This window comes from Micromonospora sp. WMMA2032 (assembly GCF_002688545.1).
Classification (GTDB): domain Bacteria; phylum Actinomycetota; class Actinomycetes; order Mycobacteriales; family Micromonosporaceae; genus Micromonospora; species Micromonospora sediminicola.
Genome location: NZ_CP024052.1, coordinates 2,016,951 through 2,032,112 on the forward strand (window position 1 = coordinate 2,016,951; position 15,162 = coordinate 2,032,112).

The following is a 15,162-nucleotide window of genomic DNA, read 5'->3' on the forward strand; positions in this document are numbered from 1 at the left end:
CATCGTACGTGGCGCGGTGGACCCTCCTGCGCACGGGCGCACGCGGGCCATCGGGTCGGATCGATTGACAGAGGCGGAACGCGATGGAAACATCGCCCTGATAGTGGGAGCGCTCCCAGCTCCCGTGCTCTCCTCCACCACCCCCGAGCACGGAAGGAACCCTCCGTGACCCGATCCCGTCGTCGGCTGGTCGCGCTCGCCGCGGCCACCACCCTGGCGCTCGCCGCCACCGCCGGCCCGGCCTCCGCCGAGGTGCCGCCGGACGCCCCCGAACAACTGCGCAACGGCGACTTCAGCGCCGGCGTGTCCCCCTGGTTCTCCTACGGCACCGGCGACCTGGCGGTCACCGACGGCCGGCTCTGCACCACCGTCGCCGCCGGCACGGCCAACCCCTGGGACGCCGGCATCGGCCAGGACGCGGTGCCGCTGATCTCCGGCGCCGAGTACGAGCTGTCCTTCGACGTCTCCGCGACCCCCGGCGCGGCCGTCAAGGCGGTGCTCCAGCTGGGCAGCGCCCCCTACACCACGTACGCCAGCGTCGACGCCACCGCCACCGGCACCGCGCGGCACGTCACCACCACCTTCACCTCCCCCGCCGACAACGTCGGCGCCCAGCTCATCTTCCAGATCGGCGGCAGCGCGCAGGCGCAGACGTTCTGCCTCGACAACGTGTCGCTGCGCGGCGGCGAGGCGGCCCCGCCGTACGAGCCGGACACCGGGCCGCGGGTCCGGGTGAACCAGGTCGGCTACCTGCCCGGCGGGCCGAAGCACGCCACCGTGGTCACCGAGGCCGCCGGGGCGCTGCCCTGGCAGCTGAAGTCGGCCGCCGGTGCGGTGGTCGCCAGCGGCGAGACCACGCCGCGTGGCACCGACGCCGCCTCGGCGCAGAACGTGCAGACCGTCGACTTCTCGGCGTACCGCACGCCGGGCACCGGCTACACGCTCACCGTCGACGGCGAGACCAGCCACCCGTTCGACATCTCCGGCACGCTCTACGACCGGCTGCGCGCCGACTCGCTCCAGTTCTTCTACGCCCAGCGCAGCGGCATCGCGATCGACGGCGACCTGATCGGCGCCGAGTACGCCCGCCCCGCCGGCCACCTCGACGTCGCGCCCAACCAGGGCGACACCGACGTGCCCTGCCAGCCCGGCGTCTGCGACTACACGCTGGACGTGCGCGGCGGCTGGTACGACGCCGGCGACCACGGCAAGTACGTGGTCAACGGCGGCATCGCCACCTACCAGCTGCTCAACGCGTTCGAGCGGACCAAGACCGCGGAGACCGCCGACGGCGGCGCGGCCCTCGGTGACGCCACGCTGCGGGTGCCCGAGCGCGGCAACGCCGTGCCCGACGTGCTCGACGAGGCCCGCTGGGAGCTGGACTTCCTGCTGCGCATGCAGGTGCCGACGGGTGAGCCGCTGGCCGGGATGGTGCACCACAAGATCCACGACAAGAACTGGACCGGCCTGCCGCTGGCCCCGCAGGACGACCCGCAGCCGCGCGAGCTGCACCCGCCGTCCACCGCCGCCACGCTCAACCTGGCCGCCGTGGCCGCGCAGTGCGCGCGGCTGTTCGCCCCGTACGACGCCGCCTACGCGGCCCGCTGCGCCACGGCCGCGAAGACCGCGTACGCGGCGGCGAAGGCGCACCCGGCGATCTACGCGTCGGCCAGCGACGGCACCGGCGGCGGCGCGTACGACGACACGAACGTCACCGACGAGTTCTACTGGGCTGCGGTCGAGCTGTGGCTGAGCACCGGCGACAAGGCGTACCTGGCCGACGTCACCGCCTCGCCGCTGCACACCGCCGACGTCTTCACCCCGAACGGCGCGTTCGGCTGGCAGAGCGTGGCCGCCCTGGGCCGGCTCGACCTGGCCACCGTGCCGAACACGCTGCCGGCCGCCGAGAAGACCCGGATCCGCGCCTCGGTGACCGCCGCCGCGGACCGCTACCTGGCCGCGCTCGACGACCAGGCGTACGGGCTGCCGATGCCCGGCACCGCCGACGCGTACGTCTGGGGCAGCAACAGCAACGTGGTGAACAACGCGATCGTGCTGGCCACCGCGTTCGACCTGAGCCGGGACGCGAAGTACCGGGACGGCGCGGTGCAGAGCGCCGACTACCTGTTCGGCCGCAACGCGCTGAACATGTCCTACGTGACCGGTTGGGGTGAGCAGAACGCGCACAACCAGCACAGCCGGATCTTCGCCCACCAGCTGAACCCGGACCTGCCGAACCCGCCGGCCGGCTCGCTCGCCGGCGGCCCGAACGCCGCCCTCCAGGACCCGTACGCGGCGAACCTGCTCGCCGGGTGCGCGCCCATGTTCTGCTACGTCGACGACATCAACTCGTACGCGACCAACGAGGTGGCGATCAACTGGAACTCGGCGCTGGCCTGGCTCGCGTCGTTCCTGGCGGACCAGGGTGACGCCTCGGCCGTGCCGGCGCCCACCTGCGCGGTCACCTACACCACCCACGGCAGTTGGCCGTCCGGCTTCACCACCCAGGTGACGGTGCGCAACACCGGCACGACGGCGGTGAACGGGTGGACGCTGCGGTGGGCCTTCACCGGCGGCCAGAAGGTCAACCACGCCTGGTCGGCGGAGGTCGCCCAGACCGGCGCCACGGTCACCGCGAAGAACCTGTCGTGGAACAGGAAGCTCGCGCCCGGGGCGTCCACCACGTTCGGCCTGAACGGCACGGGTTCCGCGACCCCCAACCCCGACCCCACGCTGGTCACCCTGAACGGGAAGGCCTGCACCGTCTCCTGACCGACGCTCGTGCGGTGGTGGGGCCGGCCCGGCGTCACCACCGCACGGTCGGCGAACCGCCGGGTACGGTCCCGACATGGCGTATCTGCTCCTGGCGCTGGCGATCACGGCCGAGGTGGTCGGCACCAGCCTGCTGAAGGCGAGCGACGGGTTCACCCGACTCTGGCCCACGGTCGGCCTGGTGGCCTGCTACCTGGCCGCGTTCGGGCTGCTCGCCCTCGTGGTCCGGGACGTCCCGGTCGGCGTGGCGTACGCGATCTGGTCCGGACTGGGCACCGCCGCGATCATGGCGGTCGGGGCGGCGTTCCTGGGCGAGCCGCTCAGCGTGACGAAGGTGGTGGGGGCCGGTCTGGTCATCGCCGGCGTGGTGGTGCTCAACCTCGGCGGCGCGCACTAGGTGCGGGCCGGGTTCAACCTCCGGCCGCGCGCAGCAGCCGGAGCTGGCCGATCTCGGCGGCGTTCTTCATCAGCTCGACGTTGACCCAGGCCACCAGGTGCGCCACCGTGAGTCCGGCGTCGCCCGGCCAGGGGTACGCGGACGGGCGGGCCAGGTCGACCTCGGTGAGGCCGTCGAGGATGTCCGCCCACTCCGCCCGCAGCCCGCCCAGCCAGGAGACCGTCTCCGCGCCGGGCCCCGGCCACCGCACGTCCGCGCGCTCCCGCGGCGGTCGCTGCCGCAGGTGATCGGCCGCCACCGACCACCACCAGCCGATGTGCCAGGTGAGCCAGGCGATGGTCGGGACGGGCACCGGATCCGGCTCGGTGTCGGCCCAGTCCGGACGCCAGCCACCGGCCGGGTCGGCCCGCATCGTCCAGCACAGCGGACCCGGCTCCCAGAGGAAGTCCGCCGGGTCGAGCCGGTCGAGGTGGTATTCGACAAGCGCCCAGGTCAGGTCGAACTGCCAGCGCGGCAGGGCCGGATCGGTGGGGACGGACACCGGGCGATGGTGGCGCGGCCGGGGGCACCGGTCGACCGGTTAACCGGCCGGGAACTCGGGGTGGGCGGCGGCCCGCCGGACCATGTCGTCCCACTGGCGGGCGACCGCCGCCAGGTCGGTCCGTCGGCTCCGCTCGAACTCCGCCAGCTCGGGCGCGACGGCGCGCAGCGCGGCCTGCCAGGCCGGCCGGCGACACTCGGCGTCCGGCCCGCTCCTGCGCCACCGGCGCCGACCGGTAAGCGCGCCGGCGAGCAGTCGTCGTCCCACCCGATCAGGAAACCGTGTCGCGCGTGGGTCCCGCCACCCCGCTCCGGACGGTGGCGGCCACCGGGTCAGCCGACCGTTCGGCGCATCGCGACGCGGTCGACCGGATCGAGCCCGAGCGCCGCCTCGGCGAGCAGCAGCGCGACCAGCCCCGGCGTCAGTGCGGAGGCGTCCAGCTCGCGGAATCCGCAGCGCGCGTAGTACGGCCCGTTCCACGGCACCGACCGGAACGTGGTCAGCGTCAACGCTGGCAGCCGCTCCGCCGCCGCCCGCCGCGCCACGTCGTCGAGCAGGCCGCGGCCGATCCCGCGCCGGGCGTAGGCCGGGTCGACGCTGAGCTGCTGCACGTGCGCCGCGCCGTCGACGAGGTCGACCAGCGCGAACGCGACCGGGCGGTCCGCTGCGTCGACCGCGACCCGCAGCCGGCCGGCGCGTTGCCCCGCGGCGAGCGCGTCCAGCGGCAGCGGCGGCATGTCGGCCACCCGGGTCATGCCGATCTCCCGGAACGGTGCGCCCGAGGCCACCTCGATCCGTTGCACCTCGGCCAGCTCGTCGGCCCGGGCGGTCCTGCTCACGTCCACGGGCCGACCCTGGCAGAGCGGGCCGGCCGAGGCGACCAGATTTCTCCGGACATGCCATCGTGCCGCGCTACGGCCCGAGCGCGACCTGCGCACCGGCACACCACGGACCTCTCCGGAGCCGGCCGGGCAGCGGGCAGCGGGCAGCGGGCAGCGGGCAGCGGGCAGCGGGCAGCGATGATTGTCGTGCGATATACCGCCTGGTCATATTTATGACTCAGCGGTATATCGCACTCCGGGGCATCGTCGTCCTGCCGCGACGCGGCGTCCACCCACTGCCCGCCAACGCCGTCGGTGAACGCCATAGGTGCTACCACGGCCCGGCACACACCCACCGCGCTCCACCCACCGCCCGCCAACGCCGTCGGTGGAACGCCATGGGTGCACCACCGCCCGGGACACACCCATGGCGTTCCACCCACCGCCCCGCAACGCCGTGGGTGGAACGCCATGGGTGCGTCGCGGCTTGGAGACACCGGGCGTTCCGACGGCGGCCGACGACCACGCGCACGGTGTGACCGACCTCGCCTCGGGCGGGACTCCGACGCCGCGTCTTCGTGTCTAGCGTCGGGCCCATGACCCGCAGTCGACGCCATCCGGCCACCGAATCCTGCGCGGCAGCGCCCCTCGGGCACTGATGGGACGCGTCTCGCCACTCCCCCCGCCCGGGCCGTTGCGCACTCTCGCGCTCGCCACGCTGGCCAACACGGTCGGCACCGGGCTGTGGCTGGCCGGCGGGGCGCTCTACCTGACCCGGGACGTGGGGCTCTCCCCGACGTCGGTGGGTGCGGGGCTGACCGTCGCCGGGCTGGTCGGCCTGACCGCCAGCGTGCCGCTGGGCGGCCTGGCGGACCGCTGGGACCCGCGTACGCTGCGGGCCGCGCTCCAGGTCTGCCAGGCGTTCGCCGCGGCCGCGTACCTGCTGGTCGACTCGCTTGCGATGTTCCTGGTGGTGGCGGTGCCGGAGGCGCTGCTGTCCGCCGGGAACCTGGCGGTGCGGGCGGCGCTCGTCGCCGCCGTCGGCGGCCCGACCGGACGGGTGCACGCCTTCGCCACGCTGCGCGCGGTGGCCAACCTGGGCACCACCGCCGGCACCGCGCTGGCCGGGATCGCGCTGGCCGTGGACACGCACCGGGCGTACCAGGTCCTGGTGGTCGGCAACGTCGCCACCTATCTGCTCTCGGCGGCGCTGCTGCTGCGGGTGCCACGGCAGGCGGCACGTGCCGGCGGCGCGCGGCGGGCGGCCGGGTCGATCCGGCGCGGCGGGCCGTTGCGGGACGGCCGCTTCCTCGCGGTGAGCGGCACGTCGGCGGTGCTCGGTACACACCTGACCGTGCTCACGCTGGTCGTGCCGCTGTGGACGGTCGGCCAGGCCGGCGCGCCGCCCCCGGTGGTGTCGGCGGTGCTGCTCGTCAACACGGTGCTAACCGTGCTGCTGGCGGTGCGGCTCAGCGGCGGCGCGGAGACCGCCGCGCCGGCCGCGCGCAAGCTGCGCCGGGCCGGGCTGGTGCTGGCCTCGGCCACCCCGCTCTACGCGGCGACCGCCGGCCTGCCGGTGCTGCCGGCGGTCGGGGTGCTGCTGGTGGCCACCGCCGTGTGGACGGTGGGCGACCTGTGGCACGCCTCGGCCGGCGCCGGGCTCGCCTACGACCTGGCCCCGCCGCACGCGATCGGCGCCTACCAGGGCGCGGACGGGCTGGTCGCCGGGCTGGCCCAGGCACTCGGCCGGGGCCTGCTCACGCTGCTCGTGCTGGGCGGCGGGGCGGTGGGCTGGCTGGTGCTCGGCGCGCTGTTCGCGGCCGTCGGGCTGACCGCCCCGGCGCTGGCCCGGCGCGCGGTGGCGAGCCGGCCGGCGCCCACCGGGGAGCCGGCCGCCGCCGGGCAGCCGGTCGCACCCGTGCAGCAGCATGGCGGGATGACCGACCAGCGGAACATCACCATCCGTCCCGGCGGGCCGGACGACGCCCCCACCGTGCTGCGCCTGCTCGACAGCGCCACCGCATGGCTGGTGGAGCGGGGCCGCACCGACCAGTGGGGCACCACGCCGGCCTCGGCCGACCCCCGCCGGATCGACCAGGCCGCCGCGTGGGCCGGTGCGGGCGGCCTGCACCTCGCCGAGATCGACGGGACGGTCGTGGGCGCGCTGGTGGTCGGCGCGGCGACGGAGTACGTGCCGCCGCCCACCGAGCCGGAGCTGTACGTGAACCTGCTGGTCACCGACCGGGCGTACGCCGGTCGCGGGGTCGGGGCGCGGCTGCTGGCGCACGCGGCGGAGCTGGCCCGCGACCGCGGCGTCGGCCTGCTGCGGGTGGACTGCTTCCGGAGCCCGGACCGGGCACTGGTGCGCTTCTACGAGGGATGCGGCTTCACCGCCACCGACCCGTTCACCGTCGAGCGGCCGGGGCGGGCGCCGTGGCCCGGGCAGGTGCTGGCCCGCCGGGTCGGCTGAGTCAGCCGATCTCCTCGTCGACGAAGCACCAGCGCCACGACTCGCCCGGCTGCACCGACCGCATCACCGGGTGCCCGCTGCTCTCGAAGTGCTTCGTGGCGTGCTGGTAGGGCGACGAGTCGCAGCAACCCACGTGCCCGCAACTCAGGCAGGCCCGCAGGTGCACCCAGTCGTCGTTGCCGATGGCGACGCAGTCGGGGCACTCGCTGGTGGTGCTCGGCTCGGCCCCGCCCGGCTCGGCCAGGTGCTGGCAGCTCATTCGTCGACCTCCTGTCGCAGCAGGGACTCTTCCAGATCCAGATCACGATAGGCGCGGGTGAGCACCTCCTCCGGGATCCGGCCGGAGTCGCGGGCGGCGCGGAACACCTCCCGCTCGGCGTCGATCATCTCCTGTCGCAGCCGCGCGTACGCCTGGGAGGGGGTCTCCCGCTCGGTGCCGCCGAGCCGTTCCCAGGCCACGTTGGCGCGGGACGTGGTCAGCCCGCGCAGGCGTTCCACCACGGCCTCCGGCGCGCCCCCGGCCAGCGCGTCCAGCCGTTCCCGGGCCGCCCGGCTGGCCTGCTGCTGCACCCCGGCGGCGGACAGCGCGTCCTGCACCGGATCGTCCGGCGGCAGCCGCAGCCGCCGGGCCAGCCACGGCAGCGTGGCACCCTGGCCGACCAGGGTGACCACGATCACCGCGAACGCCAGCCAGATCAACAGCGCCCGCGGATAGGGCCGGTCGTCGGCGAGGGTGAGCGGCAGGCCCAGCGCGGCGGCCAGCGTCACCACGCCGCGCATGCCGGCCCAGCCGATGACGATCGGGAACTGCACCGGGGGCGCCGGGTCGCGCCGCCGTACCCGGGGCACCAGCCGGGCCAGGTAGGTGGCCGGGAAGACCCAGACGAACCGGGCCAGGAACACGGCCGCCAGCACCGCGACGGTGATCGCCGCCAGCGAGCCGACCGGCTCGTCGAGGTCGCGCAGCACCTCGGGCAGTTGCAGGCCGACCAGCAGGAACACCAGCCCCTCCAGCAGGAACTGGATCAGCCGCCAGAACGCGGTCACCTGGAGCCGCGAGGCGGCCGACATGAGCAGCGGCAGCTTGTGCCCGATGCCCAGGCCGGTGACCACCACCGCGACCACGCCGGAGGCGTGGATCTCCTCGGCGGCGAACACCACCGCGAACGGGATGATCAGCGACAACGCGTTGTCCAGGACCGGGTCGGTGATGCGCTTGTGCAGGTAGCCGAAGACGACCACGCCGAGCAGCCCGACGAGGACGCCGCCGCCGGTGGCGACCACCACCTCCCGGGCCACGTAGCCGAAGCTGACCCCGCCGGCACTCACGGTGGCGGCGACGATCGCCACCCGCAGCAGCACCAGCGCGGTGGCGTCGTTGACCAGGCTCTCGCCCTCCAGGATGGTGACGACCCGCCGGGGCAGGCCGACCCGCCGGGCCACCGCGGTGGCGGCGACCGCGTCGGGCGGCGCCACCACCGCGCCGAGCGCCAGGCAGATCGCGTACGGCAGGTCGGGCAGGAACAGGTGCACCACGGTGCCCACCACGAACGCGGTGAAGATCACCAGCCCGACGGCGAGCAGCAGGATCGGCCGCAGGTTGAGCCGGAACGCCGGCACCGACGTGTTCACCGCCGCCACGTAGAGCAGCGGCGGCAGGATGCCGACCAGCACCAGGTCGGGGTCCAGCCGCACGTGCGGGACGAACGGCAGGAAGGACAGCGCGAGGCCGAGCACGACCAGCAGGATCGGTGCGAGCAGCCCGAGTCGCCGGGCCAGCGCCGCGCCGAAGGTCGCGATCGCCAGGAAGACCACGACCTCGAACAGAGCTTCCATGGGGTCAGAGCCTAGGCGTCCGGCGGCCGGACCGTGATCACGCGCCCCCGCGCACCTTCGGCAGCACCTCCGCGCCGAACGCGTCGACGAACGCCCGCTGCTCCTGCCCGACGTGGTGCAGCGCGATCTGGTCGAAGCCCAGCGCCACGTACTCCTCCAGCCAGCCGACGTGCCGGCCCAGGTCGGCGGAGACGTTGACGGTCTCGGTGACCTTCGCCATCGGCACGTCGGCGCTGACGGTGTCGAAGTGCTCGGCGGTCTCCAGGTCCCAGCAGACCGGCGGGGCGAAGACGTTGCTGCGCCACTGCTCGTACGCGATCGCCTCGGCCTCGGCCTGCTCGGGCGCCCAGCTGACGTGCACCTGCAGGTGCAGCGGTCCGCGCCCGCCGGCGTCCCGGTAGGCGTCGATCATCTGGCGCAGGTGGTCCACCGGCGCGTTGACGGTGATCAGGCCGTCGGCCCACTCGGCGCACCAGCGGGCGGTGGCGACGCTGACCGCGGCGCCGACCAGCGCGGGCGGCTCCTCGGGCCGGGTCCACAGCTTCGCCCGGTCCACCGTGACCAGCCCGTCGTGGCTGACCTCCTCGCCGGCCAGCAACGCCCGGATCACGTCGACGCACTCGCGCAGCCGCGCGCTGCGCAGCTCCTTGCGCGGCCACACGTCGCCGGTGATGTGCTCGTTGCTGGCCTCACCGGTGCCCAGCGCGGCCCAGAAGCGGCCCGGGTACATGGCGCCGAGCGTGCCGATGGCCTGCGCGATGATGGCCGGGTGGTAGCGCTGGCCCGGCGCGTTGACCACGCCGAACGACAGGTTCGTGGCCTGCAGCGCGGCGCCGAGCCAGGACCAGGCGAAGCCGGACTGGCCCTGCCGCTCGCTCCAGGGCGAGAAGTGGTCGGAGCACATCGCGGCGTCGAAGCCGGCGCGCTCGGCGTGGATCACCGCCTCCAGCAGCTTCGCCGGGTGGATCTGCTCGTGGGATGCGTGAAAGCCGAACGCCGTCATGGGCAGCACTCCTACCCATGACGGCGTCCGGCCAACCGTGGCTACTCGGCGTGCGCGCCGGCGCCCGCACCGGCCTCCCCCTCGCCGATCCAGACCGTCTTGGTGTTGCAGAACTCCCGCATGCCCAGGGCGGACAGCTCGCGGCCGTAGCCGGAGTTCTTCACGCCGCCGAACGGCAGCTCCGGATAGGACGTGGTCATGCCGTTGATGAAGACGTTGCCCGCGTCCAGGTCCTCGGCGAAACGTTCCTGTTCGGCCGGGTCGGTGGTCCAGGCGTTGGAGCCGAGGCCGAAGCTGGTGCCGTTGGCCACCTCGATCGCCTCGTCGTACGAGCCGACCCGGTAGAGGCCGGCCACCGGCCCGAACACCTCCTCGCCCCACATCCGCATCTCCGGGCGCAGGTCGGTGACCACGGTCGGCGGGTAGAACCAGCCGTCCCCGGCGGGCTTCTCGCCGCCGCACAGCACGGTGGCGCCCTGGTCGACGGCGTCGGTCACCTGCGCGTGCACCTCGTCCCGGCCGCGCTCGCTGGCCAGCGGGCCGACGTCGGTGTCGTCGTCCATCGGGTCGCCGACCCGTAGCGCCGCCATCCGGGCGGCGAACTTCTCGGCGAACGCGTCGAAGACGTCGGTGTGCACGATGAACCGCTTGGCGGCGATGCAGGACTGGCCGTTGTTCTGGCAGCGGGCGGTGGTGGCGACCTCGGCCGCCTTGTCCAGGTCGGCCGAGGGCATCACCACGAACGGGTCGCTGCCGCCCAGCTCCAGCACGGTCTTCTTGATCTCCCGGCCGGCGATCTGGGCGATGGACCGGCCGGCCGGCTCGCTGCCGGTCAGCGTGGCGGCGCGCACCCGCGGGTCGCTGAGGATCCGGTCCACCGCGTCGGAGCCGACCAGCAGGGTGGTGAAGGCGCCCTCGGGGAACCCGGCCCGCCGGAACACGTCCTCCAGGTAGAGCGCGGTCTGCGGCACGTTGGAGGCGTGCTTGAGCAGGCCGGTGTTGCCGGCCATCAGGGCCGGCGCGGCGAAGCGCATCACCTGCCAGAGCGGGAAGTTCCACGGCATCACCGCGAGCACCGGGCCGATCGGCTGGTAGCGGACGTACGCCCGCTTCGCCTTGACCGCGGCGGCGTCGGCCGGCTCGTCGGCGAGCATCTTCGGCGCGTTCTCGGCGTAGAAGCGGCAGGCGGTGGCGCACTTGGTCACCTCCGCCTTCGCGGCGGCGTACGTCTTGCCCATCTCGGTGGTCATCAGCCGGGCGGTCTCGTCCCGCTCGGCGTCGAGCAGGTCGGCGGCGGCCAGCAGCCACCGGGCGCGCTGCGCGATCGTGGTGTCCCGCAACTGCCGGTACGCGAGGTGGGCGCGCTCGATGGCGGCGTCGATCTGTTCGTCCGACATCGCGTCGTACGTCTTGAGCACCTGTCCGGTGGCGGGATTGGTGGTGGCGATGGGCATCTCGTACTCCTGTCACTCGAACAGTGAGTGCCGCACGCCCGGCTCCTCCCGGCGGCGGGCGGCGCGGCGGCGCTGGATCACGACCAGGTCGACCACGGCCACCACGGCGAGGAGCGCGCAGACGACGCCCAGCCAGGCCACGTCGGCGGCGAACGCGAGCACCGCGAAGACGGCCATCACCACCAGACCGAACAGGGCCAGCACCAGGCGCAGGTTGAGCGCGCTGTTCGCGTGGCCGACCGTGCCACGGGCGCGGCGGGGCTGTGATCGGGTCATTCCTCCCGGCTACCCCGGCACGGCCGGGGTTAACCGGTGGGGCGCGTGGTGGCGCTTCCGGGCCGGTGATCCGGGACACGCGGCGGGTACGCGGTGGATGGCGCCACCGGGCGGGTGCGTTACATCGGTCTGCCGGTACCGACGGAGATCCCGCGGCGGTGGAGAGGATGGGCATGACCACGACGCAGGCCGTACCCGTGACCGTCGCGGTCTCCCGGCGCGCCGACCCGGCGCGGACCGGTGAGATGGTGGCGTGGATGCGGGCCGGCACGGCGCTCGCGGAGAGTTTCCCCGGTTTCCTCGGCGCCGGCTTCGTCCGCAGCGCGCCCGGTTCCGCCGAGTGGCACGTGATGTACCGCTTCGCCGACGCCGACACGCTGCGCGGCTGGGAGGACTCGCCGCAGCGGCACTGGTGGCTGAGTTCGGCCCAGGGCATCGTCGAGCACACCCGGGTGGAACGCCGTACCGGCATCGAGGGCTGGTTCGACCCGCCGGTGGACCACGTGGTGGAGACGTTCGGCGAGGCCGAGCCCGTCGTGCCGGCCGCGCCGCCGCGCTGGAAGCAGGCGGTCACCATCTGGCTGGCGTTCTTCCCGCTCAGTCTCACCGCCACGCTGCTGACCGCGCGGTTCCTCGCCGACGTGCCGCTGGCCGGGCGGACGCTGCTGATGACGCTGGTGCTGACCCCGTTGATGACGTACCTGGTGCTGCCGCGCATCACCCGGGCGCTGCACTGGTGGCTGCACGGCCTGCCCACGCCGTGGCGCCGGTGACTTCACGATCGGGTCGCACCACACCGATGTGAACGACGGTCGTCGATGGCAGAAAGGCGACAGAGCTCCCGGACGGACGGTCGAGGCGCATAGGGTCGACGGGCCCGTTGCTGCCGCCGGACGGGGGACCTGAATGCCTCGACGTTGGATCGCCGCGCTGGCCTGCCTCGCGGCGCTGGTCGCGCTGGCCTGCGACGGCTCCGGCTCGGCCTCGCCCCGCCCGACCGACACGCCCCGCCCCGGCGACCCCCGGGTGCTGACCGCGCTCGGCGACTCGATCAGCACCGGCTTCGGTTCCTGCCTGGTGCTGGTGAGCTGCGAACGCAACTCCTGGTCGACCGGGGACAGCCTGCGGGTGGAGAGCGTCTACCGGCGGCTGCGGGCGGACGCGCCGGCGCTGCGGGCGTACAACCGGGCGGTGCCCGGCGCCCGCGCGGCCGGGCTGGCCGACCAGGCCCGGGCCGCGGTACGCGACAAGGCCGACCTGGTCACCGTGCTGATCGGGGCGAACGACGCCTGCCGGGACGACGTCGACGCGATGACGCCGACCGCCACCTTCCGGAACCAGGTCGACACCGCGCTGGCCGTGCTGCGCAAGGGCCGGCCGAAGGCGCGGGTGCTGGTGGTCAGCATCCCGGACCTGCACCGGCTCTGGCAGCTCGGGCACACCGAGCCCCGCGCGGTGCGGGCCTGGTCCCGGGGCGTCTGCCCGGCGCTGCTGGCCGACGCCACGTCGACCGCGCCCGCCGCGGTCGCCCGCCGGGCCCGGGTCCGGGAGCGCCTCGAAGCGTACGACGCGCAGCTGCGCGCCGCCTGCCGGGCCTACGGTTCGCGCTGCCGCTGGGACGGCGGCGCGGTCCACCGGCACCGGTTCGACCTGGACCAGGTCAACGCGCTGGACTGGTTCCACCCCAACGCCGCCGGGCAGGGCCGGCTGGCGGAGGTGGCCTGGAACGCCTCCCGCTGGAACGACTGAGCGGCCCGCCGGGCGGGCCGACCGTCGGTCAGGGTTGGCGTGGGCCGGGCAGGTGGCGGGGCCCGGCGTCGCGGTAGAGCGACCGGGCCCGGTCGGCGAGTTCCCTGGTGGCCGAGGAGTTGGCCCAGGTGCCGAGCACGATGGCGGCGCCCGGGACGACCTTGGCGAACATCCGCTTGGCGGCGCGCACCCCGGCCATCCGGGCCAGCCGCACCCCGAGCTGGAGCATCACCCGGCCCAGCGCCCGGTCGCCGGCCGAGCCGAACAACGCGCCGGCGCGCTCCCGGCCGGCGGCCACGCCGAGCGCCAGCCGGGCGGTCTCGGCGACCTTGTGCACCCGCTGGAGCACCAGCAGGTCCGTCGCCCGGTCGGTGTGCGTCGGGTCGGCGCCGTAGGCGGCGGCCACGTGCAGCACCAGCCGGGCCTGGGTCCAGGCCAGCACGCCGACGTCGATGACGGCGCCGGGCAGCCCGGCGGCGCCGGAGACCGCGCCGGAGAGCCGGGCGTGGTTGACGAACCGGCGGACCGCCTGGTCGGCCAGGTGCTCGGCCGGCACGTCCGGCCGCAGCGCCCGCTCCCGGGCGGCCCACTGCGCGGCCTCCGGGCCGAGCCGGCGCACCGCCTCCAGGGCCAGGTGCTCCGGCGCGTACTGCGGGTCCTCGCGCATCCGGTCCCAGAGCGGGGCCGGGGGCGCCTCGGGCGCGTCCACCGGTGGGACCGGGGCGGGGTCGTGCTGCCCGTCGACGGGGGCGGGGTCGGTCACGGGGGGCTCCGAGGCTCGTCGGGCGGGGGCGGGCGGGTCAGCGCCGGCGGTTCGACGACAGCCGGGTGGCGATCTGCCGCAGCCGGGCCTGGTTCTCCGGCTTGGCCATCTCACGCCGGCCGCGGTCGACCAGCTGCTGGCCGCGCGGCGACCGCAGGAAGGCGGTGATCCGTTGCATCAGCGACATGACGTCCTCCTGTCCGCGGTCCCCATCATGTGTACCTGGAACCGGCAAGTCCCTGATACCCGGACCGGCCGTCCGGCAACCGTCCACACCGGTCAGCCCAGGATCTCCGCCACCACCTCGCCGGCCCGCCACTCGTGCTGCGCGTACGCGTCGGGGAACGCGGAGATCTGGACCGCCTGGGCGGCGACCGAGAGCGGCATGTCCTGCCAGCCCGGGATCTCCTCCAGGGCGGAGAGGAACGCCTTGGTCGCGTACTCGGGGTCCATCAGCTCGGCGACGGTGCCCCAGCCGCTGCTCGGCCGCTGCTGGAACAGCCCGACCGAGTCGTGGTCCCAGCCGATGGCCTGGTGCGGGTACTCCTGCGACTCGGGCAGCACACCGCTGGCGTAGTTCAGCAGGGTGCTCTCCTGCATGGCGGTGGCCACCGCGATGACCAGCGCCCGGCGCGGCACGCCCATCTCCCGGCCGGCCCGCACGATCTGCGTGGCGTTGTCCATCTGGGCGCGGGTCAGGCCGGCGACCGGGACGATCCGCCGCGGCTTCGGCTTCGGCTTGGCCTTCGGCTTCGCCTTGGCCGTGACGGTCGGGGAGGGGGTGGCGCTCGGGGTGGTCGGCACGGTGCTCGGGCGGGCCATGCCGCGCGAGGCGGCGTCCACCGCCGCCCGCTCGGCGGCCTCGGCGGTGGGGGCCGGGGACGCGGCGCGCTCGGGGGCGCCGAAGCCCACCTGGCTGACGCCGACCAGGCCGAGGCAGCAGACCGCGCCGGTGGCGACCGCGAGCCTGGTCCGGCCGGGCCGGGGGCCATGGGGGTGCGCAGGGCCCGGAAACGGGTACGCCAGCTGCCGGTGGCCTCCGGCGGACAAGCGGTTGTCGAATCGGTCGAGGGGGTATCG

16 protein-coding genes are annotated in these 15,162 nt (G+C 74.5%); 5 read left to right on the top strand and 11 right to left on the bottom strand.

Going from position 1 to position 15,162, the window contains the following annotated elements; all coding sequences use genetic code 11:
• Nucleotides 1-165 precede the first annotated feature (165 nt).
• Both CO540_RS08740 and CO540_RS08745 read left to right on the top strand, forming a co-directional pair.
• Nucleotides 166-2,772, top strand: coding sequence for a glycoside hydrolase family 9 protein (locus tag CO540_RS08740; RefSeq protein WP_099161632.1), 2,607 nt, complete (start codon nt 166-168; stop codon nt 2,770-2,772).
• Nucleotides 2,773-2,848: 76 nt separating this feature from the next.
• Entirely contained in the window at nt 2,849-3,169 is a 321-nt protein-coding gene (locus CO540_RS08745; protein WP_091578394.1) for a multidrug efflux SMR transporter, read from the top strand.
• A 13-nt stretch (nt 3,170-3,182) separates the two neighbouring features.
• On the opposite strand, the gene CO540_RS08750 is transcribed toward CO540_RS08745, so the two are convergent.
• The 3 genes from CO540_RS08750 to CO540_RS08760 form a co-directional block, all read right to left on the bottom strand.
• The gene (locus tag CO540_RS08750; protein WP_099161633.1) at nt 3,183-3,710 is read right to left on the bottom strand and encodes a DinB family protein; all 528 of its coding nucleotides are present in this window, start codon (nt 3,708-3,710) and stop codon (nt 3,183-3,185) included.
• Between the two features lie 39 nt (nt 3,711-3,749).
• Complete coding sequence (locus CO540_RS08755; RefSeq protein WP_099161634.1) at nt 3,750-3,977, bottom strand: hypothetical protein; 228 nt, start codon at nt 3,975-3,977, stop codon at nt 3,750-3,752.
• Between the two features lie 65 nt (nt 3,978-4,042).
• Nucleotides 4,043-4,555, bottom strand: coding sequence for a GNAT family N-acetyltransferase (locus CO540_RS08760; protein WP_099161635.1), 513 nt, complete (start codon nt 4,553-4,555; stop codon nt 4,043-4,045).
• 670 nt (nt 4,556-5,225) lie between these two features.
• Here CO540_RS08760 and CO540_RS31185 point away from each other — a divergent pair.
• Nucleotides 5,226-7,001 (top strand): MFS transporter, encoded by a 1,776-nt coding sequence (locus tag CO540_RS31185; RefSeq protein WP_305777695.1) that lies wholly within the window; start codon nt 5,226-5,228, stop codon nt 6,999-7,001.
• A 1-nt stretch (nt 7,002) separates the two neighbouring features.
• Here the strand turns inward: CO540_RS31185 and CO540_RS08780 are convergent, their stop codons facing one another.
• The 5 genes from CO540_RS08780 to CO540_RS08800 are packed head-to-tail and all read right to left on the bottom strand — an operon-like array spanning nt 7,003 to nt 11,570.
• The gene (locus CO540_RS08780; protein ID WP_099161637.1) at nt 7,003-7,260 is read right to left on the bottom strand and encodes a UBP-type zinc finger domain-containing protein; all 258 of its coding nucleotides are present in this window, start codon (nt 7,258-7,260) and stop codon (nt 7,003-7,005) included.
• Entirely contained in the window at nt 7,257-8,837 is a 1,581-nt protein-coding gene (locus CO540_RS08785; protein WP_099161638.1) for a Na+/H+ antiporter, read from the bottom strand. Before CO540_RS08785 ends, CO540_RS08780 begins: the two co-directional genes overlap by 4 nt.
• Nucleotides 8,838-8,874: 37 nt before the next feature.
• Nucleotides 8,875-9,840 (bottom strand): TIGR03885 family FMN-dependent LLM class oxidoreductase, encoded by a 966-nt coding sequence (locus CO540_RS08790; RefSeq protein WP_099161639.1) that lies wholly within the window; start codon nt 9,838-9,840, stop codon nt 8,875-8,877.
• A gap of 41 nt (nt 9,841-9,881) precedes the next feature.
• Nucleotides 9,882-11,294, bottom strand: a complete 1,413-nt coding sequence (locus CO540_RS08795; RefSeq protein WP_099161640.1) for an NADP-dependent succinic semialdehyde dehydrogenase — start codon at nt 11,292-11,294, stop codon at nt 9,882-9,884.
• 12 nt (nt 11,295-11,306) lie between these two features.
• Complete coding sequence (locus tag CO540_RS08800) at nt 11,307-11,570, bottom strand: DUF6343 family protein (protein ID WP_091578415.1); 264 nt, start codon at nt 11,568-11,570, stop codon at nt 11,307-11,309.
• A 173-nt stretch (nt 11,571-11,743) separates the two neighbouring features.
• Here CO540_RS08800 and CO540_RS08805 point away from each other — a divergent pair, with 173 nt between their 5' ends.
• Together CO540_RS08805 and CO540_RS08810 are read left to right on the top strand one after the other, a co-directional pair.
• A complete protein-coding gene (locus CO540_RS08805; protein ID WP_091578417.1) occupies nt 11,744-12,343 on the top strand; it encodes an antibiotic biosynthesis monooxygenase in 600 nt (199 codons plus the stop codon).
• A 133-nt stretch (nt 12,344-12,476) separates the two neighbouring features.
• On the top strand, nt 12,477-13,319 hold the full coding sequence (locus CO540_RS08810; RefSeq protein WP_099161641.1) for a GDSL-type esterase/lipase family protein: 843 nt from the start codon (nt 12,477-12,479) through the stop codon (nt 13,317-13,319).
• Nucleotides 13,320-13,347: 28 nt separating this feature from the next.
• Here CO540_RS08810 and CO540_RS08815 read toward each other — a convergent pair whose 3' ends face one another.
• The 3 genes from CO540_RS08815 to CO540_RS08820 all read right to left on the bottom strand — a co-directional run bounded on the left by CO540_RS08815 (nt 13,348) and on the right by CO540_RS08820 (nt 15,132).
• Entirely contained in the window at nt 13,348-14,082 is a 735-nt protein-coding gene (locus tag CO540_RS08815; protein WP_099161642.1) for an EcsC family protein, read from the bottom strand.
• A 37-nt stretch (nt 14,083-14,119) separates the two neighbouring features.
• Nucleotides 14,120-14,269: a hypothetical protein gene (locus CO540_RS30330; protein WP_172967812.1), complete on the bottom strand. Its 150-nt coding sequence runs from the start codon at nt 14,267-14,269 to the stop codon at nt 14,120-14,122.
• Between the two features lie 92 nt (nt 14,270-14,361).
• On the bottom strand, nt 14,362-15,132 hold the full coding sequence (locus CO540_RS08820) for a peptidase M23 (RefSeq protein WP_253866560.1): 771 nt from the start codon (nt 15,130-15,132) through the stop codon (nt 14,362-14,364).
• Nucleotides 15,133-15,162 lie beyond the last annotated feature (30 nt).